The following is a 20,411-nucleotide window of genomic DNA, read 5'->3' on the forward strand; positions in this document are numbered from 1 at the left end:
TTTACATCCTATTAATCATGCTAGCTAGATAACCTGCACCAAACCCATTGTCTATATTTACCACAGATACTCCGCTAGAACAGCTATTTAGCATAGTCAATAAAGCTGATAGCCCATTAAAGTTAGCTCCGTAGCCAACGCTAGTAGGCACAGCAATAACTGGTTTATCTACAAGACCACCAACTACACTAGCTAACGCTCCTTCCATTCCAGCTACTGCAATCACTACTCTGGCACCTTGTATGGTTTCAAGATTAGCAAACAATCTATGAATCCCAGCGACTCCCGCATCATAAACTGTACGCACCTCATTGCCCAAGGCCTTAGCAGTTTCGGTCGCTTCCTCTGCCACCGCCATATCTGACGTGCCACCTGTAACCACCGCTATATAACCTTTATCTTCCTTGACTTCTTCTTTTGTTATAGTAATCGTCCTAGCCATCTCATTATATTGTGCTTCAACAAATATCTCCTTAACAGCTGCATACATTTTGGGGGTAGCTCGAGTGGCTAACACGTTATTCCCTTTGTGAGCTATATTCTCACATATAGCAACCACCTGATCTACAGTTTTAGACTGACAAAAAATTACTTCTGGGTACCCCTGCCTAAGCTTACGGTGGTTATCTACCTTTGCAAAACCCAAGTCATCAAAAGGAAGTCCTTTTAAACGATCAACAGCATCATCAACCGAGACTTCGCCAGCTTTTACTTTGTTAAAAAGATCTGATAGTTTGTTTTTATCCATTACAACACCTCATTTTGACTTCCCATTCTATATCCTTCCAAATCTACGGTTACATAAGAAAAACCAAGGCTTTTTAGCTTGCTGTTTACCTTCTTATAAGTGTCAGGTGTTAAAAGCTTGTCTAAATCCTGCTCAGCTACTTCTATTCGTGCTAACTGCCCGTGTAACCTAACCCTAACTGTGGCAAAACCCATATCTATTAAATAAGTTTCCGCATCCTCAATTTTTTGCAAATCATCTTCTTTTATTCTCTGACCATACTCGATTCTAGATAAAATACAAGCGTAGGCTGGTTTTTCCCATGTGTCTAACTGCAAGTTCTTGGAAATAGCTCTAACTTCCGACTTTGTTATTTTGACACTCTGTAGCGGACTTAAGATATCCAGTTCTTTTAAAGCCTTCAGACCTGGACGATAGTCTTTGTCGTCATCTGCGTTTGTCCCATCTAACACATATCTTATGCCTTCAGTTTCGGCAAAATCTTTTATCTCACCAAAAACTTTTTTCTTACACAAGTAGCATCTATCAGAAGGATTGTCTATTATCTCCGGCATGATATCGCTAAACTCTATTATCTCATGTCTAACACCCAACTTCTGCGCTATCTCCTTCGCTTCTTCTATCTCCCAGTTAAGGTGAAAGGGAGCATGTATGGTAAGAGCAACGGCGTTGTCCCCTAACGCATCCTTTGCAGCCTTTAACACAAGGGTGCTATCTACTCCTCCTGAAAAGGCTATTACCACACTCTCTAGTTTCCTAATATAATCTACGAGCTTATCATAACGTTCCATTTTTATCCCCCCTCCTGATTAGATATATTTAATTACAGTGCTATAAACTTCCCTAAGGGGTATGCCATGTTTTTTAGCTAACTTAGCACACTCTTCATACTCTGGTTTAGCTTTAGTAACTTTGCTATCATTAGATAACTTAATGGTAACCTCCCCTAGAGGAGTTGTTATTTTTTTAAAAGAACGCTTCAGTTTTTGCCTTTTTACCGGGTAATACCTAACTCCCCAAGATGTCGTTTCAAAAAGCAATATGTTAATACAGCTATCTAACTTACTTTCATTACATAACACACTTAGTTTGGTAGCTGGCCTGTTTTTCTTCATTGAAATAGCAGTTGTAAAGACGTCTAAAGCGCTATTATCAAAAAGCTTTTGAGAAACAAAGTTAAACAACTCCGGGTTCATATCATCAATGTTGCACTCAATGACCCAAGTACGCTCTTCAACTAATTTTTTTTTTCACCTAAGATTACTCTTAACACATTCGGAACTAGGTTATCTCTTCCGCCAATACCATATCCAGTTTTAACAACAGTAAAATCAAAGTCCTTAGTATATTCATCACCGAACACCTTAGCTATGGCAGCTCCTGTAGGTGTGGTCAGCTCCACTTCAGCATCGCCAGAAGTTACAGGTAGCCCCTCTAAAATCTCAGTTGTCGCTGGGGCAGGTACAGGGAACTTACCATGGGCACAATGGACAAACCCTCGACCTGTAGCAATGGGAGAAAAAATAACCTTGTCCACATCCAGCTTGTCTAAACATACAGCAGCTCCCACAGTATCCACGATAGAGTCGATAGCTCCGACCTCATGAAAGTGTACTTCATCTAATGACTTGCCATGTATCTTTGCCTCAGCCTCAGCAACTGCTAAAAAAAGCCTGTGACTCAGACTTTTAACATTTTCATTTAAGTCGCTTTTATCTATGATATTTTTTATGTCTGTTAGATTTCTATGGTGGTGATGGTGATCAAGTCCCTCATCGCCATGATGATGCTGCAAGTTATGTACATTAACTTTAGTTCCAGTTATCCCTTTTCGCTCATCGACCTTAACTTCTATATCATATCCATCGACATTAAGCTTTTTAAGCTCAGAAATCAAGTAGTCCTTATCAACACCTAAATCCAGCATAGCACCAAGATTCATGTCACCACTGATACCGGAAAAGCAATCATAATAAAGCACTCGCATAAGTTTTGGCCTCCTTATATTTTGGGTTACCAAGTATTATACTACATTTTCTTTCTGTAATCTAATTTTTAGTGTAATGGGAGGTGAGAGGTTGGAAGTTGGATATAAGATGGTTGGATAGTTGGGCTGTCCCACTTTAACAGCTAGACATGGACATGTCGTTTGCCTCCTAATCCTCAACCTTTTCCTCCCGATACCTAAAATAAAAACCAAAAGAAAGTGCAAATGAAACAAAGGCTACAATTGAGGTAGCGTAAACCCCTGTCTTTTGTACACCGTCGGGGGTAGATACTATACTTTCCATAAGCGGTATATCTCCTCCCCAAACTAGCACTATAGGTAAGATTGCTATAGAAAGTAAAAAGGCCATTTTCAAAAAGAAACCTTGTAAACCAAATAGCATTCCTTCTAAGTTTTCACCTTTCTTCGCAGTGTTTACAGCGCTTATTTCACTTAACATAGCTGGAGGGAATATAAAAGCTGCACCGGATATCGGCAGGCCCATTAAAAAGAAGATAACAAAGCCTGCGCCTGTAGGTAAAAACCAAAACTTGCCTAAGTTAAATAAAAGCAAAGTAAAAACCATAAGTAAAGTCAACGACCACAGCATTGGTTTCCTGTAACCAATTTTTTGACACAATCGATTAACCGGATAGAAAAATAGTGCGGCACTACCAAAAAGCAAACCAGAAGCTATTGTTATGTGCCCTTCTCCATAACCCATAATCTCAACAACATAGTAGTTAGTAGATGCCCTTAGAATGTTAAAACCTAAAAAGAAGAACATAAATCCGATTAAATAAACCCAAAAGTTTTTGTCCCCCCCAATTGATTTTAGAGACTTTATAAGAGAGTCATCACTTCTTTTTCCACCGGAATACTCTCTTTCCTTGACAGTAAAGACCGTGACCATCATGCCGACAACAGCTAAACTGCTGAGTAAAATAACCATGTATCTGATACCCTGTTCTCCGCCACCTAGCATCGCTATCAACATCCCCGGTAATATCATAGCTATAGCTGTATAAATTAATCTAAAGACAGACTGCCATGTCGCTAAATTAAGCCTATCTTCTTTGTTTTGAGCAATCTCAGGTATCAATGCATTGTAGGGAGCCCCCACAATTGTGTAAAAAACAAAAAACAAACTTCCGATAGCAGCTAAATATATAAAAGCACTTAAGTCGCTGTTAGTAATAGGGTAGAAAAAAGCAACAGTGGCAAGCGCTAAAGGTAAGGCTCCTAAGCCGATAAAAGGCATCCTTCTACCCCAACTAGAGTCCGTCTTGTCAGACCAGTAACCAACTAATGGGTCGGCGATCATATCTACAAAACGAGAAATAATTAATGCCAACGATATAAAAAGCGGTGCCATTATGACTTGCATCCCGGCATCAGACGGCGGAAGGTAATAATAAAGCACCCACTGAGCAAATATTTGGTCCACTATAGCATAACTAACTCCTACCCCATAAAGAATCTGAATTGAACGTGGTACACTCTTAACTTTTCCCAACTTGTCATCTCCTCTTTACTTTATTTTAGTTTATATTCTATTTTTATTGCCATTTTTCCTTTTTGCCAGGAAAGGTTAGATATTTGGAGCTTACAATATAAAACTTTTTAGACAACAAAAGGGATCCATCTACTTGTCGTAGACGAATCCCTTTTTGTAATGCTCTAGTGTTTTTTATATCCCCCGGACTTTTTACCACCGCGGTCACGATTGCTTCCTTTTTTACTCCTACTTCTTCTAAAGTTACCGCCTTTGCCACCTTTTCCTTTATATCCGCCTGATCTTGTTCCCACTGGCGGCTCACCAGTTAGCTTTACTGGTACGTTATTAGGTTCTTTGGTAAGTAACTTCAACGAAGCTGAGAGTAAGGTTACGGAGTCCACCTCTTCTAGTAGCTGCTCCGCAAGACCTTTATAGCTATTATAATCGTCTGACTCGACAGTGGATAAAAGCTTTTCTACAGTCATCTTTTTCTGACCTTCGATTGCTTCAGAAAATGAAGGTATAGGTCTTCTAGTTATTTTGCCTTTTGACACCTTTTCAACTGACTTAAGATGGGCCATTTCCCTTGAAGTTGCAAAGGTAATAGCAAGCCCTGTTTTGCCAGCACGACCAGTTCTCCCTATTCTATGCACGTAGCTTTCTGCATCTTGTGGAATGTCAAAGTTGTATACGTGAGTTACCCCAGTTATATCTAAGCCTCTAGCTGCAACATCGGTTGCTACTAACACTTCGATAGAACCATTTTTAAACCTTCGCATTACAGAGTCACGCTTGCCTTGGGTTAGATCACCATGAATTCCCTCAGCGCTGTATCCACGCTTATTTAACCCTTCGGATAGCTCATCTACCCTTCTTTTGGTCCTTCCAAAAACGATAGCTAACTCTGGAAGATGAATGTCTAAAAGACGGCATAGTACATCAAACTTTTGTTTTTCTGGAACTTCGATATACTCTTGTTCTATATTAGGGGCAGTCATCTTTTTAGGTTTTATGGCTACATGTTTCGGGTTAACTAAGAACTTGTTAGATAACTCTTTGATAGCCTTAGGCATAGTCGCTGAAAACAGCAGAGTTTGCCTTTGGGTAGGTATTTCATTTAGTATAAACTCTATATCTTCGACGAAACCCATATTTAGCATTTCATCAGCTTCATCTAGCACTACCATCTTTATATTATCTAAACGTATATTTCTACGTCGCATATGGTCCATCAATCTACCGGGGGTAGCTACTATTATCTGCGGTCCTCTTTTTAAAGCTTTAATTTGCCTACCAATATCCTGTCCACCATAGATAGGTAGTGTCTTAATTTTTGTATGCTGACAGATTTTGTTTAGCTCTTCTGCCACTTGAATAGCTAGCTCACGAGTAGGAGTAAGCACTATGCCTTGAACCTTGTTGTTCTCCTCTTCTAGCTTTTCTGCTAAGGCCACGCCAAAGGCTGCTGTTTTTCCAGTACCTGTCTGTGCCTGTCCAATCATGTCAGCGCCAGAAATGGCTATAGGAATAGCTTGATCCTGAATCGGCGTTGCTTCCTCAAACCCCATATCTGTAAGCGCTTTGGTTGTTTCTGTTCTTAATCCAAATTCAAAAAATGTTGTCAATGTTTATTTCTCCTTTTTACTTTCCTTTGGGCATTTTTATTTTTTAGAGTGCCCTAGTTTATAGATATCTATTCAATTTTGCCAATATTTTTAGTGTTGTACCAGTACAAGCTATTATTATATCACAGTTACACAATTTTTTGTACATATTATTTTAAATTATTTTTTTAATTTAGCTAAAGCATCAGCTAAAGCAGTGTTTAGCGGCTCATCTTTTTTATCTTGTTTTTTTAAATATTTAGCTACATCCCTTTTGTTAACCTTTTGGTTTTGCTTGCCTTTACGTTTGTTAAAACTAGACATTTTTTCTTTGTGACCACATTTGCAAACAAAAACTTCTGCACCTTTTTGTCCCCTAAGTTCCAGTTTCTTTTTACACTCTGGACAGCGGGCATTTGTGGTTTTGGCTACATTCTCTCTACCGCCACATTCTCTATCTTGGCAAATCAGCATTTTTCCTTTTTTCCCATTAACCTCTAACATAAATTTGTTACATTTAGGGCATCTACTCCTAGTTAAGTTATCATGGGTAAACTTTTGCTGGCTATTTTCTATTTCTCTAATAACTTCTACGGTGTAATTTTTTATGTCTTTTAGAAATTCTTCTTTTTTTAGACTTCCTTTAGAAATAGCAGTAAGTTTTTGCTCCCACTGAGCTGTCAATGTCGGTGATTTTAAGTCTTCAGGCACTAACTCTAACAGCTGTTTACCTTTAGATGTTATATTTATATCTTTACCCTGTTTTTCTATTAAAAAACTACCAAAAAGTTTTTCTATAATATCTGCTCTGGTTGCAACTGTGCCAATTCCCCCAGTTTCACCGATAACTTTTTGTAAGTCTTTACTTTTTTTGTCCATATATTTTTTAGGATTTTCCATAGCAGCTAATAAGCTTCCTTCGTTAAACAAAGCTGGAGGTGATGTTTGCCCAGACGTCTTTGCTACTGCTGATATATCTGCTTCTTGTCCCTGCCTTATATTGTTAAGGTTTACTGTGTCAACCGTGTCATCGTTTTGCCTATCTAGCACAACTTTCCATCCTTTAGAGGTAATTTTTTTGCCCTTAGCATGAAAACTATGACCCTTAACGCTACCTATAACAGATATCTGTTGATATTTAAATGGCGGAAGCAGCACTGCTAAAAAGCGCGCTGTTACCAAACTGTATATCTTTTTCTCTTTATCGCTTAAACTGCTCACCATCGGCCTTTGCTCCGTTGGTATAATAGCATGGTGATCTGAGACTTTTTTGTTGTCCACAAAATGTTTGCCAACATTTAAGTTCTCTTGCAACAACTTATTGGCTACAGAAGAGTGTTCTAAGGCGCTACAAGCTTTTACTCTATCTTTTAAAGTATCTATCATATCTGTAGTTATATACTTAGAGTCTGTTCTAGGGTAGGTTAGCACCTTATGTTGTTCATAGAGTTTTTGGGTGATAGACAGTGTTTCTTTTGCTGAAAAGCCAAAAATTTTGTTAGCATCCCGCTGTAGTTCTGTTAAGTCATAAAAAGGCGGAGCATAACTTTTTTTGTCCTCTGTCTTTACTTCATTTATGTTAAGCTTCTGACCTTTTAGTGAATCAATAATCTTCTCTGTTTTCGACTCATCAAAAATTCTACCATCTTTACTTTTGTTATCATGCCAAGTAAAGTCTATACCTTGTGCAGTTATTTTTATCCCAAAGTAGTTTTTAGGAGTAAAGCTATTAATTTCTGCCTCCCTTTTAGCTATCATAGCTAGTGTAGGCGTCTGCACACGGCCGCAGGAGAGTTGGGCATTATACTTACAAGTTAACGCCCTAGTTGCGTTTATACCGACATACCAGTCAGCCTCAGCGCGGGCTTGGGCGGAGTTATATAAGTTTTGATATTGCTTTCCGTCTTTTAAATTGTTAAACCCGTCTCTTATTGCTTTATCAGTTACAGAAGAAATCCATAACCTTTTAATAGGCTTTTTCACCCTAGCCTTGGCAATAATCCAGCGGGCAACAAGCTCTCCTTCTCGACCTGCATCGGTGGCTATTATTATAGAGTCAACATCTTTTCTACTCATCTGTGTTTTTACAACGCTATACTGTTTTCCACTTTGTTTTATGACCACAAGTTTTAAAGGATCAAAAAGCATAGGTAAATGTTCCATTGACCAGGATTTATATTGCTCACCATACTGCTCCGGTTCAGCTAGTGTCACCAAATGGCCTAAAGCCCAGGTAACGATATGATTAACCCCTTCATAAAACCCGTTTCCCTTTTTATTACAATTAAGAACCTTCGCTATATCTTTACCAACAGAAGGTTTTTCCGCTAAAACCAACTTCTTTCCCATATTAACATCCTTTCCAGTAGATATATATCTCCATATATTGTACCACTAAATAAACAGTTTGAATAATTACGGATAAAATCAAAGAAACAGATGTCAGCTTTGGCTTAACACCTGTTTCTTTGTTTAAAATTACTACAGAGATATCGACTCTGTTTTTTAAACTTATTCTGTTAAAAACATCTGGGTAAAGTATATACTTCTTCCCTGCTTTTCCACCCCTATACCTATGTGGGTAAAGTCTGGGTTTAATATATTTTTTCTATGTCCGTCAGAGTTCATAAGACTACGGTGTGCCTCCTTAGTTCCTACGTTAAGGGCCAAGTTTTCTCCCGCTCCTCTAAATGTTATGCCGAAATGTCTCATCATTTCAAAAGGTGACCCGTACACCGGGGAATCATGAGCAAAATAATCATTGTAAATCATATCTGCACTTTTTACCCTAGCTACTGAAGAAAGCCTGTTGTGTAGTTTCAGTTCAGAAACGCCGGCTCTTCTTCTTTCTTGATTAACAAGCTTTAGCATTTCTCTTTCGTAACTGTTGGCTTCAAAAGCTGGCAACTTAGCTGAATCCATTTTCACAGAGTAATCAATCTGCTTATTCTGCTCCGTCTCTGGCTCTGACTCTGGCTCCGACTCTGGCTCTGGCTCTGGCTCTGGCTCTGGCTCTGGCTCTGGCTGCGGCTCTGGCTCTGGCTCTGGCTCTGGCTCCGGCTCCGGTTTATAATCTGAGTCTTGTTTAGGTTTTTGCACCTCTACTTCTTTAGGTTTGTTATCGTTAACCTCATTTGACATCGGTTGATTGGATTGATTTTCTTGCTGTGAATCACGATCACTTTTTTGGTTTTTTTCATCTGTTTCATTAATTGAAGCATCATCAGAATCAGCATCGTCTTTTGGGCTGTTTGGCTCAGGCTGCTGAGAGTGCTCTTGATGATTTTTGTCTACAATTTCTTCGTTATCGCTATCGGACTCTTCTTTTTCTTCTTCATCATTATGTAGGTTTTGCTTTTCTTCACCTTCTAGACTATTGAATGTCAAGTCCTCTAACTCAAGCTCACCTTCACTTAGCTCCCCGCCTTCTGCACATCCCACAAGCACAAATAACCCTAAGACAAGTATTAAAATCAACTTAGCTTTATTCATAAATTAGAAAACTCCTCCCTATTTCTAAGTTTATTTAAGTATATATGAATGCTTTTTAGATAGAAACCCATACTATTTGGGAATGTAAGTATATATTTCCTACTCAGTAATGTTTTTTCCAACTATAAACAAGGGATATTTATTCGTTTGTGGAATATAGAAAGTGACATAATATAATAACTCAATATGTAATAATTAACAACAATTTAGGGAGGTTTGTTAATGCATTCTAACAAAAAATTGCAACAATGGGTTGAAAAAATGGCTGAGCTTTGTCAACCTGATGATGTCTATTGGTGTGACGGTTCCAAAGAGGAAAATGACCGCCTTATGCAACAAATGGTGAACTCTGGTATGGCTATTAAACTAAATGAGGATAAGCGGCCTGGAAGTTATTTATTCCGTAGCCACCCTTCTGATGTAGCTCGTGTGGAGGATAGAACTTATATAGCCACCCAGAACAAAGAAGACGCAGGACCTACTAATAACTGGATCGACCCAAATGAGCTAAAAAAGACTATGACCGAGCTTTATTGTGGCTCTATGAAAGGACGGACCATGTATGTTATCCCCTTCTCTATGGGGCCAATTGGTTCGCCCATCTCAAAGATTGGCGTGCAGCTTACCGATAGCCCTTATGTAGTTGTTAACATGAGAATAATGGCTCGCATGGGACAAGAAGTTTTAAAAGTCCTAGGTGAAGAGGGTGAGTTTGTACAATGTTTACACTCTGTAGGCTATCCTCTTAAGGATGGTGAAAAAGACGCAACCTGGCCTTGCGCTCCTATCGAAGAAAAGTATATAAGCCACTTCCCCGAAGAGCGTATGATATGGTCTTATGGGTCCGGCTATGGTGGCAACGCCTTGTTAGGCAAAAAGTGCTTTGCCCTTAGAATTGCCTCTGCCCAAGCTAAAGATGAGGGATGGCTAGCAGAGCATATGCTTATTTTAAAGCTGACAAACCCCCAAGGCAAAGTAAAGTATGTGGCAGCAGCCTTCCCTAGCGCTTGTGGGAAAACTAATCTAGCAATGCTAGTGCCCACTATCCCTGGTTGGAAAGTGGAAACCATTGGCGATGACATCGCATGGATGAAATTTGGCGATGACGGGAGGCTGTATGCTATCAACCCTGAAGCTGGTTTTTTTGGTGTTGCACCAGGAACATCTAAAGAATCCAACCCCAGCGCTATGAAAACTTTGGAAAAGAATTGTATATTTACTAATGTTGCGTTAACAGACGATGGTGATGTTTGGTGGGAAGGTATCGGATATGGTGCTCCTGAGCATCTAATTGATTGGCATGGGAAGGATTGGAGCCCAGGTTCTGATAAACCGGCTGCTCACCCTAATGCAAGGTTTACAGCTCCAGCAAGTCAGTGCCCTGTCATTGCTCCAGAATGGGAAGATCCTAAGGGCGTTCCCATCTCCGCCATTTTAGTTGGAGGTCGCCGCCCTAGCACCATTCCTTTGGTTCACGAAAGTTTTAGCTGGAATCACGGTGTGTTTTTAGGCTCTATTATGGGCTCGGAAATTACCGCCGCTGCTATTTCCGATAAGATTGGCACGGTTCGTCGGGATCCTTTTGCAATGTTACCGTTCTGCGGCTACAACATGGCAGACTACCTAAAACATTGGATTAACATCGGTAGTAAATCATCAGGGGATAAATTGCCAAAAATCTTCTATGTCAACTGGTTCCGTAAAGGCGAAGATGGCAAGTTTATCTGGCCTGGCTTTGGTGAAAACAGCAGAGTGCTAAAATGGATTTTTGAGCGCACCTTAGGCGAAGGAAAAGCTGTCAAAACAGATATAGGCTACATGCCGACAGTAGATGGTATCGACTTAGAAGGGCTGAACATAGGCAAAGAAAACATGGAAAAAGTTTTAAAGGTTAATAAAAATGAGTGGCTTACCGAGGTGAATTCAATACAAGAGCACTATCAAACCCTTGGCAAGCGCCTACCTTCTGAACTTAAACATGAGCTAAGCGAGTTAAAAAGAAGACTTAATGGCTAGTCTACTTTTACACTCCCTTGTTGTTTGTGATATCATAAATAACAAAGGAGGTTTTTAATAGTGCGTTTATTAATTGCAATAATAAATGACCCAGATAAAGTAGTTGACATCTTAGATGAGTTTTATGATGAAAATATTAAAGGAGGTACTGTAATAGAAAGTGCAGGTATGGCTCATATCATAGCTGACCATGTGCCTTTCTTTTCACGTTTTGCTGAATTAGATCAGGGTAAAGACCCTACATGTAATAAAACAATCTTTGTCGTTGTTGAAAACGATGAAGCCCGTGAAAAAGCAATTAAAGCTATTGAAAGCGTTATTGGCGACTTAAATGAGCCTGATACCGGTATTGCTCTAACGGTGCCATTAGACTTTTGTAAGGGAATAGTTAAAACCGAAGGTGATTCACAATGAGTATTTCTTTAGCTGTAGGAATTATTTTCCTAGCTGGAGCTGCTGGTGGAAAGCTTGCCCGTTACATAAGGCTTCCTTCTGTGACCGGCAACCTCTTAGCTGGAATTATAATTGGGCCTTCAGTATTAAGCTTGGTTAGTGTAGAAATAATGTCCCAGCTCAACCCAATCAACGACCTAGCCTTAGGTGTTATTGCCTTATCCATAGGCTCTGAGCTTCATTGGGGGACAATGCGCAAGCTAGCTAAAGATACCACTTTGGTTTTTTTAGCTGAGGCTCTTTTAACTTCAGTTATTGTATTTTTCTCGTTATATTTATTTGGTTTGGATTTTCAACTTGCATTAGTCTTAGCAGTTATTAGTATCGCGACAGCCCCTGGTGCTATTATCGCTTGTATTCGAGAAACTCCCACCAAAGGTAATTTTTCAAAGGTGCTATTATCAATAGTCGCTTTAGATAATTTGCTTGCTATTACGCTTTTTGGTATTGTTATTAGCTTTATGCAGACAGGCCTAGCTGACGATCCCGGAAATTCAGTAGCTTTCATTATGGCTGCCAAAGAATTAGGTCTTTCCTTAGCATTAGGCTTAATGTCTGGAGTGTTTTTAGTGGGAATTTCTCATCATGCAAAGAGCGACTCCCATATATTAGTAACAGTTCTGGGGATAATTTTACTAACGGTAGGTTTGGCAAACCGCTTGGGCTCACCTGAATTGCTTGCTGCAATCGTAAGCGGTGCAGTTTATATCAACTTTTCTAGAAAACCGAAGAGAATAAGCCGCTCCCTTTTAGCTGTGGAGCATCCTATTTTGCTTATTTTCCTTACTTTAGCAGGTGCAAAACTTGATTTGTCAGTTCTACCTGCTGTTGGGCAAATAGGCCTATTATATGTGCTTGCACGTTTCTTTGCAAAGCTTGTGGGCAGCCGACTAGGAAGTACTTTAACTGCTTTTCCTATGAGCTGGAAGAAAAACTTAGGAAGGGCACTAACCCCTCAAGCTGGGGTAGCTATAGGCCTGGCAATTATAGCAGAGCAAAAAGGTATTTTTGAACCCAATACAGTTATGCCAATTGTACTTACGGCAGTTGTAGTCTTTGAATTATTCGGTCCACTTCTTGTACGAAAAGCACTGTGCGATGTTAATGAATAATGCTATCTCCGCTGGAGCTTTCACCTTTGTAGCTTTAAATATGGCTAAAAAGCTAGGGCTAGGTAAAAAAGTCCTTTCAAGCATTTTTGATACAAAAGAGCGTTATTTAAGCACAGGACTACTATAAAGTAAGGACTGAGACTTTTCATTGTCACGGTCCTTATTTTATAGGGTTTATTTATTTTGGGTATACTATGGCTTAGTTCTTATTTAACAATAATTTATAAGGTGATGGAAAATGAGCAAAAAAGTAATTGTTATTGGCGCTGGGATCGCTGGCCTTGCCACTGCGGCAAGGCTATTAAGTAAAGGCTATCAGGTAGTTATTTTAGAAAAAAATGAACACATCGGTGGTAAGGTGGCAAGTCTTTCTTCAAATGGATTTAAATTTGATTTAACGGCTTCCATTTTGATGAATCCACAAAATTATAAAAGACTATTTGAGGATTTAGGAAAAAAACATCAAGATTACTTTACTCTTCAGAGGATAGAACCTAATTATAGAGTTTTTTATGACGATAAAACCCACCTTGATTTTTCCACCGAACTTTCTGATTTACTAAAAAACCTAGAAACAGTTTCCTTAAAAGATGCCCACGGCTACCTTAAGTTTTTGTCCCATGGTTATAATAAATATTTATTTGCTAATAAGACATTTTTTCAAAAAAAGCAGCAGCAAATAAGCGATTCTTTCAGTCCTCTATCCTTGGCAATTGCCTTAAAGTTAAGGCCACAAACCTCCTCCTATAGTTATATTTCTAAATACATCCAAAGCCCTAAGATAAAAGAGTTCTTAACCTTTCAAGCCTTTTTTACCGGGCTATCGCCGTTTAAGGGTCCTTGTGTACATAGCTTGCTATCTGTTATTCCACAAGCATACGGACTATGGTATATACCAGGTGGTATGCATTCTTTTGTTAAAGCTCTAGAAAAAGTGGTAAAAGAACTGGGCGGTATTATAGAAACTGATGCTGAGGTAAAAGAAATCCTGGTTGCAAAGGGTAAAGCTATTGGAGTCAAAACCGAAAAATCCATAACAAAAGGGGATTTAGTAATTTGTAGCGGGGAATACGGGTATGCCACTCAAAATATTGTGCCACCGTCACCGAAGTTACCTAAAATAGATAGCTTAGATTACAGCTGCTCTGCTTATGTTCTATATCTAGGTATAAATAAAAAGCTTCCCCAGTTAGCTGTGCATAACTTCTACCTAGGGGAAGACTTTAAACAAAATATAGATTGTGTTTTTAAGGGGAGACTGCCTTTAAGCCCCTCCCTATACATCTATTGTCCTAGCGCTTTAGATAAAACAATGGCACCGCAAGAAAGCGAAGCGTTAAATGTAGTCGTTAGGGTACCTAACCTTAAAAGCAAACCTTCTTGGGGTGATAGAACCATTAGATTATTAGAGCACAGAGTTCTAAAAAATCTCAAGAAAATTAACGGTCTAGCAGATATAGATAAGCATATAGTTTACAAAAGCTGTACTCAACCAAAAGATTTTGAGACAGTATTTAACTGCTATAAAGGAGCTGCCTTTGGCATAAGTCCAACAGTCACTCAAACAAACTATCTACGCCCCCACTTTAAATCACCTTCTGTCGACAACCTCTATTTTGTTGGGGACTCCTTACACCCCGGCGTAGGAGTGTCTATGGTGCTGCTAAGCAGTAAACATGTAGTCGATGAGCTTGAGACACAGAATACAACTAATTAGCAACAGGTAATGTATACTCCGAATCTAGAAAAACATTCCTTATCTCTCCACTTAAAACATGCTCTACGGTAGTTTTTTTCGACTGTTTAGCTCTTTTTAGAGCTTGTCCTGTTAGGTTGAACTTTTCTGGGGAGCTAAAAGCTTCTGTAAGAGGAACTATTTCATATACATTTTTACCACCTTCTAAATAGCGATTAACCCATGTCGGTATGATAGTTACTGCCTCAATCTCAACCTCATTTTTTATTATGTCCTTTTTAAGGTTAACGTTAACTATTAGTCCATCTTCAGTATATCTGTTTTCCAAAGTTTCATATCTTTGATTAGAAATAAAGTTCCCCATGGAATAAACCACTAAGGTTTCATGCTCTCCATCTGCTGACTCATACCACTGAATTGGTTGTACAACATGTGGATGGCTACCAAAAATGATATCTACACCGCTATCAGCTAACGATTGAGAAATCTTTTTTTGATAAGAGTTAGGTTCTCTATGATATTCACTTCCCCAATGCATATAGAAAATTATAACCTCAGCACCTTGCTCTTCCATCTTTTCCACTCGTTGTTTCATTGCTTTTAGCTCTTCATCTAAATTTTGATAGCTAAAGCTATCTATAAGGGGATTTACATCATGCGGTATAGTTATGCCGTTTATCGTTCTATGCCCATTAACTATAGGGGTCTCATATGTGTAAGCAGATACACCTATTTTGATTCCCTCTACATCGAAAACCTCATAACTTTTTTCCTCTTCGTTCCTCCTCGTCCCAACAGGAGCTAATCCTTTTTTCTCCAGTACATCTAGGGTTCTTAGCATGCCAGACTTACCGGTGTCATAGGTGTGATTATTTGACGTTGAAATTCCGTTAAAACCTGCGTTATATAAAGCTTCTGCTAATTCATCAGGGGCATTAAAAAGAGGAAAACCAGAATAACCCCTTTCTCCTCCTGCCAAAGTTGTTTCTAAATTTGCCAACGCCAAATCAGACTCTTGGATATGAGGTTTGATATATTTGAAGTTGTTGTCAAAGTCATACTCTCCTGTGTTTTGATCATATTGAGCGTTAATTTGAGGCTGATGTGCCATTACATCTCCAACAGCACTTATCTGTACCCTAACTGGTTCTGGCAGCTTAGGTTTATTATATTCTATATTTTCTACAGTTTTATCTTCCTCAGGTTCATCTACAGTCACAACATTAGTACATGCAGATAACAGCAAAACACAAACAATTACAAGCGTTATATTTACGTTTTTTTTCATATTAACATCTACCTCCTACACTATAGTCTTATTATAACAGATAAGCAAAAAATATGGTTTAAACTTACCTAATTTCTTTGGATAAATTTGAACTTTTTATATATAATATTAGGTGGACTACTAACAAATAAAGGAGTGCCAAATTTATGACTTATAACCTAAAAGATTTAAAGGAAAAGCACAGAAAAAAGAAAGGTACCATACGCCTAACACTGCACAATAACAAAGAAGTTACGTGTGATGTTCTGTCAATTTTTACAGTAAAAGATAAAGAATACATAGCTGTTTTGCCAAAAAAGTCCGAAACTGTCCTGCTTTATCGCTATGAGGAGAAAAATAACACCCCCGTTTTAACTAATATCGAGGATAGTAGAGAGTACACCTTGGCTTCCCACAGGTTTATGAAACTTAATCAATAGTTAAAAAAAGTGTGAACCCCTAAAAAGGTGATTCACACTTTTTTTATTACGCTATTTATCCTGTACGACAGCCACAAAATCCGGAAGCACTCTAAAACCAACCACGTCCCCGTCATTTACTATTTCATCTGGATGCATATGCATCAGTAAGCATTGTTTTTTACCACCACATAACTCAATTTCAATCTTAGCATTTATAGACTCCCCTGTATAGACGGTGTCTAAAACTCTTTCGAAATGCACAACTCTCAAAACTTGCCTTTTTAGCAAAATAGCTCTTTGATGCGCTCTGTATTCTATATATATATTTCAACTATATGCTTGTTTGTATATTTATTATATGTAAATGGTAGGGAATGTAAATAAAAAAAATCACCAAAGGCCCCCCCTTGGCGCAAAATAACTAACCTTTAATTATATTATGCGTAAGTTTTTCCTCCGGAGTTGCAGCCTCATAAAGTACAAATATTGCGGTTAAGATTCTTAATATATTCCTAAGAATAGGCACAAAGGATGCCACAGCAGCAACCATGCCAAAACCATTGCCTCTAGTTAAGCCGCTATCTTGTTTAGATAGAAAGTATGATAAAATATGGAGCGCTAGCATCACAAGTACCGGAACCCAAAACATACCAAAGACAACATGATCTCCTAGGATGCTGATTCCAATTAACAACTCCAGCACACCTATTACCCACTTAAGCAACCTAGATTTAGACATAAAAAAACCTCCTTTTTAATAACTTTTAAATTTTATCATCTATGTAATACTATTGTAACATTTTTGCTATTATGCGTCATTATATATTTTAAATATTTTAAATATTCTTTTTGGACAAAAAGGACACCTAATCTATTTATGTAGATTCAGGTGCCCTTAAGTTAGTTTGTGTTACTTTCTAGAAAGGTTTTTATATCTCTAGTGCTTTATAGGATAACCTCTTTTTGGCTTGTTTTGTCCATCCTACAACTTTATCTGTATAGATCACATTGCTATGCTTTTTTAACACATCATAATGCTTGCCCATAGCTGCCTTATCGAATATTCCATAGTTCCCCTTTTTTTCTACCCAGCTGTTAAAACTACTTACATCGAAAGTTGGCTCTAAAGAGGTGTTTACTAATATTTTGTTATCACCTAGTTTTTCAAAACCAGCACTATCGATAACTTTGGTATTTCTAGGAAGGTGTGTAGAAACTACGTCTGCTTCTTTAAGCAAATCGTCTAACTTTAAATACTTCACTCCCGTATTCTCCACTTCTTTTTTTCTACTTCTATTATAATAGTACACTTCCATCCCGAAGCTCTGAGCTTTCTCAGCTAGCATCTTGCCTAATGTGCCCATTCCGATAATGCCCAGCTTTTGCTCTGTTAACTCCGAGACTTCCTGCTGCCACTGATGCTCTCCATTACCTTGCATCAATCTGACTAGCTCGCTAATTATAAACTCGATAACCCCTTCATCTCCATAATCTCTAACGCCTAGTACTTTTATACCCTTACTATTAGCAGTTCTAATATCAACATTGGCGCTATCCTCATCTATCAAGGTGCAACACATGCCTATGTACCTAATTTGCGAGCAACTTTGTATTACCTCTTTATCAATAGGAGTGTTCCATGATACTAACACTGCGTCAGCATCTTTTATTCTAGAAATAATTTCAGCATTACTTTTAGGAAAGTCATCGTGCAGCACCACTTGTTTCGCTATCTTTTCTAGTTCTTGTACTACTTCATCTACTAGTCCTACATTGTCCACAGCTACTATTTTGTTTAGTTTCATCTTATACCTCCAGTATTTCATTTATTAGCTCAAAAATTATTGTTGGAACTCGCGTAAAAACATCGGGTCCATAAACTCTTTCCGTTGTTTTATGCAAATCTTTTCCCCATGGCCCGATATTAACAACCTGCATATTATGGCTTCGTAGCTTTTCAAAAGGTATTTTATAGACGTCATCCCATCCGGGGCTGTTTTCTTTAATCGCCTCGATATCCTTGATATTCCCTACAAATCCGCAATAGCTTAAATCTGAAATTCCCATAAAGTATTGATTTGATTGATATTTTATGGAGTAATGCCGCGACGCTATTTCGTTGACTCGATTTTCTAGATTATATCTTTCTCCCCCCTCTAACAGCTGATTGTTGATGTGAGGGTAAAAGGGCCCTGATAGTCCTATAATTATCAAAGGATCATTACTACTAAGATTTTCAACTGTAAATTCTATAAGCTTAACCGCAACTTCTGGCAAAGTTATTTTCTTTTGCTGAAACTCTTCCTTAGCTAGAACTAGCTCCTCTTGATACTGCTTTTCAAAGGTTTCTCCATTTTCTTCTAAGGCAAGTTTATATGCATCTGAAAAAGTAAGTACTTCCGGCTCATATTCTAACCCCTGATACTTGTCATTGTTCATACGACAGTATTGCTTATAAGACATTTCGATTTCACTAATCGTTTGGTCCATTGCGTCGAAACAAAAGCTTTTCAAGTCATTTATAATATCGGTGGGCTGCTTAGTAAAGGTGAGCCAGTTAAAAAATCCTACTGCAGCCTCGGGAATTGATGCATCATAAACTTTTTTTCTATCTTTGAGGTGTACCCATATTGGTGGTGGGGTGGCGTCTTGATTGTATACATCACACATTTTAGGGTTTAGCTCTGTTTTCCTTTGAATGTTAGCCAAAATCATAGACGGACTGACTCCTGCATATGGGTCTCCTATATGACTTTTTACACCTTTAATATAAATTATAGGCATTATCTTTCCTACAGAGCCCTCATACATAATCGCTTTATCCTTAACATTGTTAAAATAAGGCTCAGAGTTTATAGCTAATACATATTTTAGATAGTGCTGCTTTGAAAGCTCATCCATCAAAGAAACTGCTGCAATCGCCCCTTTTGATATGGTCTCTTCATCGGGCACAGAGATAAATAGCACGTTACCTTTAAAATCATCCATTTTTGAAATCTTATCAATAAGCCCCATCTGAAGAGCAACTCCACCCTTCATGTCAGCGGTACCTCTACCGAAAATCCAGTTTTCATTTTCTATATCATTAACTAGCATCTTACTTTTTTTCTTTCTTGACTTAAGCTTTTCTTTAAGTTCATCGGGTCTAAAAGCTACATCTCTATATTTTCCAAACTCTTCAATTCCAATGGCATCATGGTGGTTTATTAGTACTATTGTTTCTTCAGATGTCCCCTTGACAAGTGCCCAAACAACCTCGCGATGCAAGGCATCTTCAGGAATAGAGTAGGTTCCCACATAGTCAGGATTTTGAGTAAAATAATCCCTTTGCTTAAACCAATTCAGTATCAAATCTTCAATAATTGGTTCATAAATTGTGTTTGTATCACTTCTCACCGAAACCAGCTTATAAAATAACGATTCTATCAAGTTCTGCTCCTCTTTACTAAACAACCAACTCACTCCTTTAAAGTATTGTAAGTTATCTATTTAGATTGAAAAATCAATACTCCTATAATCATTATCAGTATTCCGATGGGCTTGTTAACTGTAAGCGCGACTTTATCCATTCCAAAAAGCCCAAAGGTATCTATCAAAACTGCCACTAACAGTTGGGCAACTAATAAAATAGATATTGAAAATGCTGCCCCTAAAAGAGACACTCCTTTCATTGCGCTAAAGACAATGCCAACCCCCAGCACTCCTCCTAAGAGGTAAAGCTTGTTTACTTCCCCTATTTTACTAACATCCCCTTCACGCCAGAAGCTTAATAGTATTAAAGATGCTATAAAACCTACACCATGTACTATAGCCGTTGTCTCAACCCCACCTACTTTAGTGCTTACATTAGCGTTAAAAGCACTTTGTACACTGATAAAAACACCAGCCATCATTGAGTATAAAATACCTAGCATTAAAATCCTCCTAGTTCTGTTTTGTTAACCTCATTATATTATAACGCATTTATAAACATTAGTGTAGGTTGGCTAACTTTTATAAAGCGAAACTTCAATCAGTAGGTTTTTTTTCCTACTGATTGTTAGTTAAGCCAATCGGGCTTTTACTGGCTGTTGACCCCACTTACAGTTTATGGTTTTTCCACTAAATGTTAAAGTG

Annotated in this window: 17 protein-coding genes and 1 pseudogene; 5 read left to right on the plus strand and 13 right to left on the minus strand. The window is 38.3% G+C overall.

The genetic code is table 11. From position 1 onward, the window contains the following. Position 1 precedes the first annotated feature (1 nt). From larB to PRVXH_RS13225, 7 genes and pseudogenes are all read right to left on the minus strand, one after another. Positions 2-748: a nickel pincer cofactor biosynthesis protein LarB gene (gene larB, locus PRVXH_RS13195; RefSeq protein ID WP_353893220.1), complete on the minus strand. Its 747-nt coding sequence runs from the start codon at positions 746-748 to the stop codon at positions 2-4. Further along, entirely contained in the window at positions 748-1,539 is a 792-nt protein-coding gene (larE, locus tag PRVXH_RS13200; protein WP_353893221.1) for an ATP-dependent sacrificial sulfur transferase LarE, read from the minus strand. The genes larB and larE overlap by 1 nt, the downstream gene beginning before the upstream one ends. Positions 1,540-1,557: 18 nt before the next feature. Then, positions 1,558-2,735: pseudogene (larC, locus tag PRVXH_RS13205) on the minus strand (nickel pincer cofactor biosynthesis protein LarC). Positions 2,736-2,904: 169 nt separating this feature from the next. Further along, complete coding sequence (locus PRVXH_RS13210) at positions 2,905-4,251, minus strand: MFS transporter (RefSeq protein WP_353893222.1); 1,347 nt, start codon at positions 4,249-4,251, stop codon at positions 2,905-2,907. 164 nt (positions 4,252-4,415) lie between these two features. Next, complete coding sequence (locus PRVXH_RS13215; RefSeq protein WP_353893223.1) at positions 4,416-5,858, minus strand: DEAD/DEAH box helicase; 1,443 nt, start codon at positions 5,856-5,858, stop codon at positions 4,416-4,418. A 159-nt stretch (positions 5,859-6,017) separates the two neighbouring features. Continuing rightward, positions 6,018-8,186: a DNA topoisomerase III gene (locus tag PRVXH_RS13220; protein ID WP_353893224.1), complete on the minus strand. Its 2,169-nt coding sequence runs from the start codon at positions 8,184-8,186 to the stop codon at positions 6,018-6,020. A 162-nt stretch (positions 8,187-8,348) separates the two neighbouring features. After that, positions 8,349-9,329, minus strand: coding sequence for a CAP domain-containing protein (locus tag PRVXH_RS13225; RefSeq protein ID WP_353893225.1), 981 nt, complete (start codon positions 9,327-9,329; stop codon positions 8,349-8,351). 222 nt (positions 9,330-9,551) lie between these two features. Between PRVXH_RS13225 and PRVXH_RS13230 the strand changes: the two genes are divergently transcribed. From PRVXH_RS13230 to crtI, 4 genes are all read left to right on the plus strand, one after another. Then, positions 9,552-11,345 carry a phosphoenolpyruvate carboxykinase (GTP) gene (locus PRVXH_RS13230; protein WP_353893226.1) on the plus strand — a complete coding sequence of 598 codons (1,794 nt, stop codon included), beginning with the start codon at positions 9,552-9,554 and terminating at the stop codon, positions 11,343-11,345. A 60-nt stretch (positions 11,346-11,405) separates the two neighbouring features. Next, a complete protein-coding gene (locus PRVXH_RS13235; protein WP_353893227.1) occupies positions 11,406-11,759 on the plus strand; it encodes a hypothetical protein in 354 nt (117 codons plus the stop codon). Beyond that, complete coding sequence (locus PRVXH_RS13240; RefSeq protein WP_353893228.1) at positions 11,756-12,910, plus strand: cation:proton antiporter; 1,155 nt, start codon at positions 11,756-11,758, stop codon at positions 12,908-12,910. Before PRVXH_RS13235 ends, PRVXH_RS13240 begins: the two co-directional genes overlap by 4 nt. Before the next feature lie 238 nt (positions 12,911-13,148). Further along, complete coding sequence (gene crtI / locus PRVXH_RS13245) at positions 13,149-14,627, plus strand: phytoene desaturase family protein (protein ID WP_353893229.1); 1,479 nt, start codon at positions 13,149-13,151, stop codon at positions 14,625-14,627. On the opposite strand, the gene PRVXH_RS13250 is transcribed toward crtI, so the two are convergent. Then, positions 14,620-15,894, minus strand: coding sequence for a CapA family protein (locus tag PRVXH_RS13250; RefSeq protein WP_353893230.1), 1,275 nt, complete (start codon positions 15,892-15,894; stop codon positions 14,620-14,622). The two genes, crtI and PRVXH_RS13250, sit on opposite strands and share 8 nt — an antisense overlap. 146 nt (positions 15,895-16,040) lie before the next feature. Between PRVXH_RS13250 and PRVXH_RS13255 the strand changes: the two genes are divergently transcribed. Continuing rightward, positions 16,041-16,313 carry a DUF1292 domain-containing protein gene (locus PRVXH_RS13255; protein ID WP_353893231.1) on the plus strand — a complete coding sequence of 91 codons (273 nt, stop codon included), beginning with the start codon at positions 16,041-16,043 and terminating at the stop codon, positions 16,311-16,313. 51 nt (positions 16,314-16,364) lie between these two features. Here PRVXH_RS13255 and PRVXH_RS13260 read toward each other — a convergent pair whose 3' ends face one another. The 5 genes from PRVXH_RS13260 to PRVXH_RS13280 all read right to left on the minus strand — a co-directional run bounded on the left by PRVXH_RS13260 (position 16,365) and on the right by PRVXH_RS13280 (position 20,209). Then, positions 16,365-16,565, minus strand: coding sequence for a hypothetical protein (locus tag PRVXH_RS13260; protein WP_353893232.1), 201 nt, complete (start codon positions 16,563-16,565; stop codon positions 16,365-16,367). 151 nt (positions 16,566-16,716) lie between these two features. Further along, positions 16,717-17,034, minus strand: coding sequence for a hypothetical protein (locus PRVXH_RS13265; RefSeq protein ID WP_353893233.1), 318 nt, complete (start codon positions 17,032-17,034; stop codon positions 16,717-16,719). Positions 17,035-17,224: 190 nt separating this feature from the next. Continuing rightward, entirely contained in the window at positions 17,225-18,100 is an 876-nt protein-coding gene (locus PRVXH_RS13270; RefSeq protein WP_353893234.1) for an NAD(P)-dependent oxidoreductase, read from the minus strand. A 1-nt stretch (position 18,101) separates the two neighbouring features. Beyond that, complete coding sequence (locus tag PRVXH_RS13275; RefSeq protein ID WP_353893235.1) at positions 18,102-19,748, minus strand: M20/M25/M40 family metallo-hydrolase; 1,647 nt, start codon at positions 19,746-19,748, stop codon at positions 18,102-18,104. A 32-nt stretch (positions 19,749-19,780) separates the two neighbouring features. Further along, complete coding sequence (locus PRVXH_RS13280; RefSeq protein WP_353893236.1) at positions 19,781-20,209, minus strand: DMT family transporter; 429 nt, start codon at positions 20,207-20,209, stop codon at positions 19,781-19,783. Positions 20,210-20,411: the final 202 nt, after the last annotated feature.

The organism is Proteinivorax hydrogeniformans, from assembly GCF_040515995.1.
Lineage (GTDB): Bacteria > Bacillota > Proteinivoracia > Proteinivoracales > Proteinivoracaceae > Proteinivorax > Proteinivorax hydrogeniformans.